Genomic DNA, 10,583 nt, shown 5'->3' on the forward strand with positions numbered 1-10,583 from the left:
TTAATTATCTCGAACAATATTCTGATGAGGTGGAACAGTTAATAAAGTTAACTCGAAATAAACGCCGCTTTTATCAACAAGGTATGCGGGCTGCAACCCTGATTCGGTCTATCTCCTAGGCCTCTTTGTCACCCCCCCAGAATAAATGGAGAGGATACTCCCAATATCTTTTGAATAGTTGCGCGGCAGATCCCTTCAATTAGCATCCGGACGGCCAAGGCTCTTTTTAATTCTCTGGGGTCGGGATTACTTGCAATAAAATTTTCGAGTTCTAATAAGGCTTCGACTTCATCCTCTCCGAATTGTTCTGACGAGTTATTTTGGGTCATTTCAACTCCTACTTAGATTCACATCCCTCATTCTACATGATTTATGATTTACAAACCATTTGCGATCGCTATAGAACTATATTGATTCGCTGTCGCTCAATTTATTTCTGGCTCACTTTCATCCCGTCACTCATCCTGTAAACGGATAGAGTGCGGGACTTCCCGTTCGCATTAGTTAAAAACTTGTTAACTCTTTAAATAATTGCCACATGAGCCATTATTCCCCGATTCTTCCCTGTTCCTTCTTGCGTGGAACCTCGAACCTCTTCCCTCGAACCTCAACATCCATCCGCTAAATCTGTTATACAATCCCTTGCCAAACTTCCTGCTTCCTACAAATCCCGCCGCGACAGCAGAAACCAGATCCCACCCAAACCCAAAACACCGCACAAAACCCCGCCTTCCCACCCAAAAACAGTCCCCCCCGGCAAATGTCCAGGCTTTGCCTTAGAAGTAAAATTCAGCTCCGTATAGTATACCCACTGGCCGTTAACCCGCCAGCCCACTCGATCGCCAAACTTCTCCCAAACTGTAGCATCATAAACACCAGCCATTCCCCCCGACTTTACCCACAAAGCCTTTTGCACAGAAAAACCGAATCTGCGGTGACTGTGCCGCACCCAAAGTTGATCGATAGTCTGCAAATCCTTAGCTGGAAACTTCCTAATATCTTCCTCGCTCAAATAACCCCGTGAAACTTGCTCCATCACCTCCAGCATTTTCACAGAAGTTTCCTCATCAGCACCCCGCCAATTTTTAGCAGCCAGCAGCCTTGCCAAGTGAGAATAATCAATACCTTTTTCCGACTCTAAATTCTCAGAAACTACCGGAGACTCAGCCACAGGTTGAGTCGGTACAGAAGGACTAAGCACAGTTGCCTGCTGCAAGTTTTCCAGCCCTGGGACAACAACAACAGGAGGTTTTAAAGCCTCCAAAACTTCCACAGCCGACTTGTAGCGGTCTTTAACATATTCCTGAATCAACTTATCCAAAACCTGACCTAATTCATCGCTAATTTTTGTTCCTTTCGGCAAAGCCTCCCTCCAAAGCCAGCGGCCTTCAAGCGGGTCGTAAAGGTCATCGTGAATGTCCCCGTAGATATCGAGATAAGGCATAACAGAAGTCAGCAAGCGAATGCAAGTCACCCCCAAACTGTAAAGGTCGCTAGCCGGAACAGCCCTACCGTGACGCTGTTCTAGAGCCGCGTAGCCGGGAGTTCCCAACTTAGTTCCAGTTTTAGTCGGAGCAGCAGCTACTACCTGTTTGGAAACCCCAAAATCAATCAGCACTAACTTACGATCGCGAGATCTGCGGATCACATTCTCAGGCTTAATATCGCGGTGAATTACATTTCTGTCGTGAACAAACTTCAACAAAGGCAACAAATCTAACAGCAGTTCGTTCGTTTTATTTTCGCTATAAGCACCGTACTTTTCTAACTCATCCTTTAAATTATTGCCATCAATAAACTCTTGCACCAAATACAAGCGTCCATCTTCCTCAAAATAAGAAATCAACTGAGGAATTTGCGGGTGTTTCAGTTCGTATAACCGCCTAGCCTCTTGTTCAAACAGTCGAACATATTTTTTAAAATGACCGGGCTTCCGCTGAAATTCTTGAGGGGGTGACAACTGTTTGATCACGCACAATTCCTCAAATTTTCCATGATTAATAGCTCGGAAAGTCCTGCCAAATCCCCCGTCGCGCAGCGGCTCAGTTGCTGCATAAAGGTCTTTTAGCAGCAGCTTTGAACCACAATTAAGACAATACTTTGTGCCTGGTGGGTTCTGACGCTTGTCTCTTGGGCAATCGAGATTAAGGCAGTATGTCATATATTAAAAAAATGCGAACAAAATTATAGTCAGGGTTTCATATTATTCAAGAGTCCGATCGCGAGCTGGTTTTTGTAGAGGCGAGACCTCGAACCTTACGGAGGCGGCAGCCACCCTCGCGATCAAAGGGGGCGCGATCGCCCGACTGCCCCTGAGCAAGTATAACTCTCTTGAGGGTTTCACCTCAAACTCGAAGTCCTAATCTAACCTTAGACTCCGATCCGTGCAATACATTTGATTTAGCGGTCAAATAGCCAGTAGATCAAACAGAAATAGTAATTTATTACCAGCCCCGTTAGCTCTGCAACGCCAAAAAAAACTTAGGATTCCCCCTGAGATATAATTTTATTGCCAGAGAGAAGCAGACTAACGGGAGCTGCGGCTTCCGTCAAGTTTGATCGACTTTAATATTTTAGCAGTATAATTTTTTACCTAACCAGGCGAAATCAACAATCCAAAACTCCCCAACAAACCCACGTTAAAATAAATACTAGCTTGATAGATCGCAATCCGAGGGCGACCCGACAAGTAGCCAGTTTTCCCTGTTTTCTTGTTTCAGCTATTACCAGTTACATCTATTTCCCTCGGTCTACTTAATTAGGAACCGCCAGTGACACCAAAACTACAGCCCTCTCAAACTCCAAACTCCCGCAAAAAATCACCAAAAGTACCCTGGTTGGAGCGGTTCATGGCACTGGTCGCCCTAGGAAATTTAAGCCTAGTATTATTTGACATAAGTTACGTACCCGGGCGAGATTTCTACTTCCGGCAACTGCCAGTTCTCACTAAACTATACGACCCATTTAAAGGAATTCAACCCCACCGAGACACCCAGAAATATCTAGAAACCTTAGAAGAATTAAAAATTCAAGTAGCGCAAACAGGCTTGCCCTCCCCCGAAGTAGCAGCCAAATTGCAAGAAATAAACAATCAAAGCGCGAAAATGATCGACGAAGATCCCTTTCGAGTAGCATCAAAAAGCGGCACCCTAGAAAAAATAAAAGACCGGATGCGCGATCGCGCCCCGAATCCGCAAGACTCCGCTAAACAATCATTCCAAACATTCTGGAGCCCTGACTATTTAAACAAACAAGGCTGGCAAAAAGAAATCCAGTGGTTTGATACCAAAATCAAGCCATTAATCGCCACCAACTATTACCGCACGATCGGAGAAAACGGCGAATTCACCGATAACTTCTGGCAAATCGACCTGCCATTTATTGCCATATTCGCGATCGAATTTCTAGCCCGTACCTACTCGATCAGCCGCCGCCACCGCAGCGTCACTTGGCGAGCAGCCATGCTCTGGCGATGGTACGACATCTTCCTGCTGCTGCCATTCTGGCGCCTGTTGCGAGTATTACCCGTCACAATTCGCATCCACCAAGCCAAAATGCCGGATCTCCAACCCATACGCACCCAAATCAGTCGAGGTTTCGTCGCCAACTTCGCCCAAGAATTGACCGAAGTAGTAGTAATTCAACTCATCAACCAGATGCAACAATCAATTACCACAGGCGAACTAACTCGTCAACTCTTTCAATCCCAAAAACAGCGCTATGTAGACATCAACAATATCAATGAAATAGAAGCGATCGCCACCCATCTCGTGCAAATAACCGTCTACAAAGTCCTCCCCCAACTCCAGCCAGACCTAGAAGCCCTCCTCCGGTACAGTATTGAAAGCTTCCTCAAACAATCCCCCCTCTATCAAGGATGGAAGCAAGTACCCGGGCTGGGAAACCTGCCCGAACAGCTAGCAGAGCAATTAGTTGCAGAACTGTCAAAATTAGCCACTCTCGGCCCCCAAGATGCCTACGAAGCCTTCAAAATCGCCATCGAAGACCCCATCGGCATGAAACTCTCAAGCCAGCTAGTCCAACATTTCGGGCAAGCTTTAGCAACCGAACTGCAACAGAAGCAAACCGGGCAAGAAATACAACTGCTGCTGTGCGATTTCCTAGAAGAGTTCAAAATCAACTACATTCAGCGGTTGAGCGAAGAAGACTTCGAGAAAATTTTAGAACAAGCCAAAGAACTGCAACGGATAGCCCCGCGTTAGGGCTTGTCATCAGTTGAGCCCTAACCCAGTAACCGCGAAGTAGATTGCTCCCACCAAGTTGACTTTGGGCTTGTCGTAGCGGGTGGGAATGGCTCGATAATGCTTGAGTTTGGCTTCATAAGTTTCTCAATCAAGTGGCGAGCTTTATAACGCTCTTCGTGAAAACTCCGCCCGTTCACGTCGGAGATGAAACCTGCGTTGCAGCCTTTAGGCCGCGAGTTATTCCCACTAATTAAGTTCTGAAAATTTCTTTGAAAGTTTCCGGTTAAATCAGCACCCGATGATGGTTGCCGATGAAGGCAAATTTGACACCTCCGGACAACAAATCTTTGATCCTTTCCCACAGCTCATCCCCAGCGGGCATAACGGCGACTTGTTCCTTGCGATCGAATCCTTGTAGTCAGTTGAATCTCTACTTTACCTTCCTTGACATCAACTGATGACAAACCCTAGCCTCTAGGATTTGAAGAACCTTAAAATCCTTGCCAGCCATGTGTTCACCTCTAATACCAAATTCACTATTAAGCTTACATAGGGCTTGCTGAATAAGTTAAGAAAAATCACGTAGGCGTAGCCAGCCGCAGGCATCGCCATTCATGGGTGATTCAAGCCCGGTGAAACATAATTTTTGGTTTTCTATAACTTGCCCAGTTATAGCTTTTGATAATAGTTGACCCAGAAACAGGTGTGATTTTCGGTTTTTGATATAAAAACACACAAAAAACCCGTCTTAATCAGGTAGAAAGGTTGATTACTAAAAAAGTAATAGCAATGGCTGTTTCAGAAGTATTATCAACTTTTGCCATCCCTCGATTCAAGCTGAATCTTCGTTTTCGCAAGTCCCGAATTTGCCCTCAATAGAGTTACGAACTCTCTCATCTTCCCAGGCTTTTTTATTTGTTTATTTACTCACATTTACTGGTGGCCTTCCTAAGGTCGTCCCACTAATTATAATTCCTCTTTCCTTACACCCAGCTCAGTTTTTCCTTGTTCGATAAATCCGATCGTCATGGATTAATTCTGGATAGTATCCTGTGTAACTTTTGAAGGCTTCTATTTGGGCTTTTAAATTTCCTGATTCATTAAACTTATCCCAATTTATCCGGTCTAAAAATACATATCCTTCAAAGCAAGTCGCTGACAGTTTGGCTCCAAACTCTACGGGTTTTCCGGCTTTACCTCTGACTAGGGGACGGATGTGGGGTTGACTTAAAATTACTATTCTGTCCGATATGCTCTGTTTGTTATTTTCCCATAACCACAGTTGTTTGCGATAGACTTCGGTGAGGACTAGGAAGGTTTTATATTGCTTTTGGCTCAGACTTTGTAGGGTCGCACCTGATTCGATTAGTTGTTCAATATGAGCATTCTTTATTTTAATTTTTTGCAGTTTTTTATAATAGCTTGTTTCTTTTTATGGCAAGACGGTCGTTTTTGTTTCGCTAATGCTAAGTAGTCTTTTCTGGCTATTTTTCGGTAGTTCTGGGTTTGTTCTTGATTTTTAGTTAGAGAGACTTATAGAGAATGTCGATAATTTTTTCGGTAGGAACTCGGACTCGGTTTAATAGTCCTAAGTCGGTTGGATAGCTAATATCTGCTGGGGTCGAGGGAGTATCTATGATTAATTTTCCTTGATTGGGTAACTCATTTTTGGCGTCCGAATCCTTTTTTCTTTCTGGTTTGACTGGGGTAGTTTCGCGCACTTTTTCCACCATTAGTTCGTTCACTTTTTTGATTAGATTCGCACTAATTCTTTGCCGAAAGTGGACTAATAGTGATGGGTCAAACGGGAGTTAATTACTGTAGGTTGATTGACCGATAAAGTATTGCATATAGGGATTTTCCCGGTTCTGTTCTACTGTTTCTCTATCGCTGATCCCAATTTTTTTTTGATGATTAATGCCCCCAATGCCATCCTAAATTATTTGGATCTTAAACCCATTTCGGTCGAGAAATTTTCAGCATAATCTTCTTCAAATTCCGACCACGGAATTAGTTCGGCCATTTTGACCCAACGGTTATCTGCTGACAACCTTCCTTCAAAGGGGAGTTCAAAGTCGGATGGGGGGCTTGGGGCAAGCTCAGCTTTTCGGTACACGCTCGCAAATGGTGATGCACGGGTTTTGAGTCATTATACCTGTTTTTCACGGCGACCATTACTAGGTTTCTTCGTCCGAAAATCCATACAGTGTTTACTTGAACCACTGATTCAGCAAGCCCTAATTAAACGTAAAATCCTATATAGCAATCCTAAATCATTTGTGAATTTCTTACTCCCTCCCCGAACTCGCGGGGAGGGTTGGGGTGGGGTCAAAAATTTACGACTCCTGCAAGGATTGCTATAGCTGTTAGATCCCCAACAAGTTTTATGTGCTGCAGGCTCTGGATATTCTATTTTTTTAAGTGGGCTTCCTTATCTGGATCGCTTTAATTAGATGGCGAATAGGAACAATTATTTTCAATTAAAAACCTCAAACTGGTTTATAAATATGAAACAATCTTACCCATAAATTCGTTCTCTTTTAAATCAAACACTGTCAAAACCTGATGTTACCGTTGATTTATAACTGCCTGCTCCCCGAATAGAAAGCAGCCATAAACCAACAGGGGAAAGGCTTTGGTAGTTTTTAGAGATGTCTATTGGAGCTATTTGAGCTTCTCGCGAAACATTGAACTATCTGCATCGGCAAATAATAGTTCTCAATCAGCCAAAAATAGCTCTGCTAGTTTGCGATCAAACGGGAAGCGCTCGTCTTTTACCAAAAATTCTTGCCACATATATAATCCCCGACACTCTAGGAGTAAATTCATATATTCAACAAAACCGATTGACATTTTATGGTACATTTCTGTGTCAAACGAATAGTAGTAAAAGTCTGGTTATTCTCTCCCCTCTACAAATAGTCCTGCCACATAGTTGCCATCTAGTACGTATTCATTTACTCGCACAAAATAGAAAATTCTGTATCCTTTATACAGGTTAAATTCTCCAGTTATGCGCTCCTCCGGTTCATAAATTACAGAAATTAAGCTAAGATTTGAAACTCCGCCCGTAAAATAGCATTCGTTTGTGCGATGCCGATATACCCATGTAAAAGTAACACTCATAGTAAGTTGATAAAATTCCTTCAATGGCAGCCCAAGGTGAAATCCATCAATCCCATGTTCCTCTATAATTTCTTCAAAGTCCTCTATATCCGTCATTGGAGGGTAAATAATGTAGGATATATCGTATGGCCCGGATGCTTCCATCTTCTCTAAAGTTGCTTTCATTCTTTTGATATATTCTTCAAAATCCATTACTTTAACTGTCCTTCACATAATTTTTGGCTCGATGACAATTATATTTTGAGCTTATTGCTATTAATTAATTTTTCAATTAGAGGCCAAAAATCAGTTTCAAAGTTGCGGCGAGTGTTACTTCTGAGGTTATTATAAAATGAATTCATTCTTATAATCAAATTGCTTTGATTGGTAAATATTCCATTTGTTTGTCGGTCGCTGATATGGTACTAGGACTTATCCATTGCCCGTAAATATTACCCCAATATTCACAATATTCTGACAACGTGCTATCTGGATATTTTTCTACCAGCTCACAGAGTTGGCTTGAGTATTTATTCAACTCAATTTTCTGACTTCCACCTTGACGGAGGGGCTGGAGATCTCCTGTAATTTGTTTGCGTTTTAGTAAGCTGTCACGCATTTAAATTGCATATTCAGGGCGGGCGAGACGCCCACCTCACAAGACACCGAATTGTTTGTTGACATTCTATTTAAATGCTCAACAGCTTAGTCGCTCGACACTCATATTTACTGACATCAAATCTGGCAGCTAGTTTTCTAATTGATGTGTTGCCCTGCACGCACCGCTTTGACTACCTTTTCTCGAAGTTCGATTGGTAATGGTTTCATTACGGCTACTGCTATACTTATTTTAAGTGTACTCTATTTACCTGCAATCTGCTGTATCTCGATCGCTGCCGACAACAATGTGTACCACTGCTAATCGGGCAGTAGGGAGGTGAGATAGATGGGGATTTCGATTTAAATGTCTCCCATCCTCAAATTAGAGATCAAGAGATACTTAATCGTCTGATAATGCCCCCTGGTGGCTAAATAGATATGTTGGGAATGTTAACTGTTAACTGTTAATATTCCCCTAATTAAACCTTGACTATTCTGCCGCAGTGGAACCAGCCGGACATTTAATTTCTTCTTCCGCATTCTTAGGAGCAATTGGCATTGCTGGTGGCGTAGTTGAAGGTTGATCGGTCCCGCAAACAACAGAAACACTTGTAAATTCGCCGTTAACTTTGATGGCAAAAACCGCACCCGTATAGCTTTTTAGTTCGGGACTCTTCGCTTTAGCAGTCATCATCGCACTTGGAATAGAGCCGCTTTGAGGTACAATTTGATAGCTGTAATTTTCAGTTTCCGGTTTAATGCCTAGACCCAAGTCATCAATCGCTGTAGCAAATTTTTCATTTTCGGCGTAGAAAGCCTGTTGAGCACTGTTCATAGAACCAATATATTGTTGACCTTCCGATTCTTTCGCCTGTCTTTGCTGTGCTGCCAAATCAATTATTTGAGTATTCCGAGGTAGCGCCGTTGTATTAGCAACTTTTTGCAAATAAATCGCACCAGCAGTAAACTCAGTAGGTCTGGGTTCTCCGGGATTTATCCCTTCCCATTCTACGCGAAGTTGACCGTCGGAGGTCAACTCAAAAATTGTCGCTACAGTTTCATTCTCAGCAGGTGAGATCACATCAATCTGCATAGGTTGGGCAGTTGAATTGATTTCGTAGCGATACTCAAAGGCACTAACAGATGCTCTGGCAAGAGAGGGAGAACCTGTAGACAAAAACGAACTTAAATAAGAAGGCAACAAGACAAATAATTTACCGTCTTGTGTGAAAATAACTGTCAGCGGAATCGGCAAGTAATCTTTGAGCCGCCACTGTCCTACAAATTGCGAGGTGCGGGAGTTAGTTAAGGCGGGGTTTGGAGATTGAGTTGGCGTTGGTTTTGGTGACTGTTGCGCGATCGCGCTACTGCCAATATTCAATGGCAACAGGCAAGATATGATTAGGAAGTTGCGAAAGTTGAAGTAAGTGTTAGTCATGGAAGGTCAATCCTGATATTTACAGGATTTTACCACTTTAGTTGGCTCTCTGGATCTAATCAAATCGTGTTAAACTTAATTTAAGCCAAAATATCAACAGATAGAAACAATTAACAGTTAACTATCAATACATAGGGCTTGCTGAATAAATGATCGCTTTCCCAAAAACAGGGGCGATCGATATATTCAAGCTCGATTTAAGATAAATTTTTCCGGCTTTACTCCCCTCCAGATATAATTGGAGATTATCTTTAATCCAAAAACAGGTGTTGTTTTGCGCGTTCGACATAAAAACACACAAAAAACCTGGCGCAACCAGGTAGAAAGGTTCATTACTAAACTAGATTACGGTAGGTTCTTGGTTTTTTATTGTTTTTCCCTTTGATCTGCTTATACAGGATATCTATAATTTTTTATCTATGGACTCTGGCAAGATTTAATAGTCCTAGGTCGGTTGGATAGCTAATTTGGGCTGGGGCGCAGGTGGCATCTATGATTAATTTTCTTTGATTTGGTGACTCATTTTTTGCGTCCGAATTCTTGTTTTTTTCGGTTTTAACTGGGGTGATGGAGCGCATTTTTTAGACCATGCGTTCGTTCATTTTATTAATTAAGTTGGGACTAATTTGCTGCCGAAAGTGAACTAATAGTGATGGGTAAAATGCGATTTGATTACTGTAGGTTGATTGACCTATAAAGTATTGTAGATAAGGGTTTTCGCGAATCTGTTCTACTGTTTCCCGATCGCTAATTAAGAGTTTTTCTTTGATGATTAATGCCCCCAATGCCATCCTAAACGATTTGGCTCTTAAGCCCCTTTCTGTGGGGAAGTTTTTAGCATATTCTGCTTCAAATTCTGGCCACGGGATGAGTTCGGCCATTTTTACCCAACGGTTATCTGGTGACAACCTTCGACATGAGGAAAGTTCAAAGTCGGAGGGTGAGGAGAAGCAAGCTCAGCTTTTGTGTACACTAGCGCACTGGGTGATGCAAAGGTTTTGTAATATTTTACCTGTTTATCTTGCACACTTTTCTCGATCGCACGATCACATAACCAGGCCGTGTAACCTTTCTGCACTTATCCAGCAAGCCCTACATATAGCCTTTCTCAGAAAGATGAGGTATGATGTTACTGACATTCATTCATGAGGGTCAAACAGAGAACACACATCGAATGAACTATAATTATATGGTTCAGTAAAGCCACGCGAAAGCGATAGCACACATAATAGCAT

6 protein-coding genes and 3 pseudogenes are annotated in these 10,583 nt (G+C 42.5%); 1 reads left to right on the forward strand and 8 read right to left on the reverse strand.

The features are described 5' to 3' along the window. Nucleotides 1-140: 140 nt before the first annotated feature. Both ACUVJL_RS14615 and ACUVJL_RS14620 read right to left on the reverse strand, forming a co-directional pair. Nucleotides 141-329, reverse strand: a pseudogene (locus ACUVJL_RS14615) (IS630 family transposase); the annotation flags it as partial. Between the two features lie 332 nt (nucleotides 330-661). Continuing rightward, nucleotides 662-2,161 carry a GUN4 domain-containing protein gene (locus ACUVJL_RS14620; protein WP_445246505.1) on the reverse strand — a complete coding sequence of 500 codons (1,500 nt, stop codon included), beginning with the start codon at nucleotides 2,159-2,161 and terminating at the stop codon, nucleotides 662-664. A gap of 688 nt (nucleotides 2,162-2,849) precedes the next feature. On the opposite strand from ACUVJL_RS14620, the gene ACUVJL_RS14625 reads away from it, so the two are divergent. After that, the gene (locus ACUVJL_RS14625) at nucleotides 2,850-4,223 is read left to right on the forward strand and encodes a hypothetical protein (protein ID WP_445246510.1); all 1,374 of its coding nucleotides are present in this window, start codon (nucleotides 2,850-2,852) and stop codon (nucleotides 4,221-4,223) included. Nucleotides 4,224-4,828: 605 nt separating this feature from the next. Here ACUVJL_RS14625 and ACUVJL_RS14630 read toward each other — a convergent pair. The 6 genes and pseudogenes from ACUVJL_RS14630 to ACUVJL_RS14655 all read right to left on the reverse strand — a co-directional run. After that, nucleotides 4,829-6,321 (reverse strand): annotated as a pseudogene (locus ACUVJL_RS14630) (IS5 family transposase). Nucleotides 6,322-6,923: 602 nt separating this feature from the next. After that, entirely contained in the window at nucleotides 6,924-7,058 is a 135-nt protein-coding gene (locus ACUVJL_RS14635; RefSeq protein ID WP_445246506.1) for a hypothetical protein, read from the reverse strand. A 45-nt stretch (nucleotides 7,059-7,103) separates the two neighbouring features. Next, a complete protein-coding gene (locus tag ACUVJL_RS14640; RefSeq protein ID WP_445246507.1) occupies nucleotides 7,104-7,523 on the reverse strand; it encodes a hypothetical protein in 420 nt (139 codons plus the stop codon). 157 nt (nucleotides 7,524-7,680) lie between these two features. Next, the gene (locus ACUVJL_RS14645) at nucleotides 7,681-7,929 is read right to left on the reverse strand and encodes a hypothetical protein (RefSeq protein WP_445246508.1); all 249 of its coding nucleotides are present in this window, start codon (nucleotides 7,927-7,929) and stop codon (nucleotides 7,681-7,683) included. A 471-nt stretch (nucleotides 7,930-8,400) separates the two neighbouring features. Continuing rightward, nucleotides 8,401-9,348: a type IV pilin-like G/H family protein gene (locus ACUVJL_RS14650; RefSeq protein ID WP_445246509.1), complete on the reverse strand. Its 948-nt coding sequence runs from the start codon at nucleotides 9,346-9,348 to the stop codon at nucleotides 8,401-8,403. Nucleotides 9,349-9,689: 341 nt separating this feature from the next. Continuing rightward, nucleotides 9,690-10,321: pseudogene (locus tag ACUVJL_RS14655) on the reverse strand (transposase); the annotation flags it as partial. Nucleotides 10,322-10,583 lie beyond the last annotated feature (262 nt).

The sequence above is a fragment of the Microcoleus sp. OTE_8_concoct_300 genome, assembly GCF_031383065.1.
Classification (GTDB): Bacteria; Cyanobacteriota; Cyanobacteriia; order Cyanobacteriales; family Microcoleaceae; genus Microcoleus.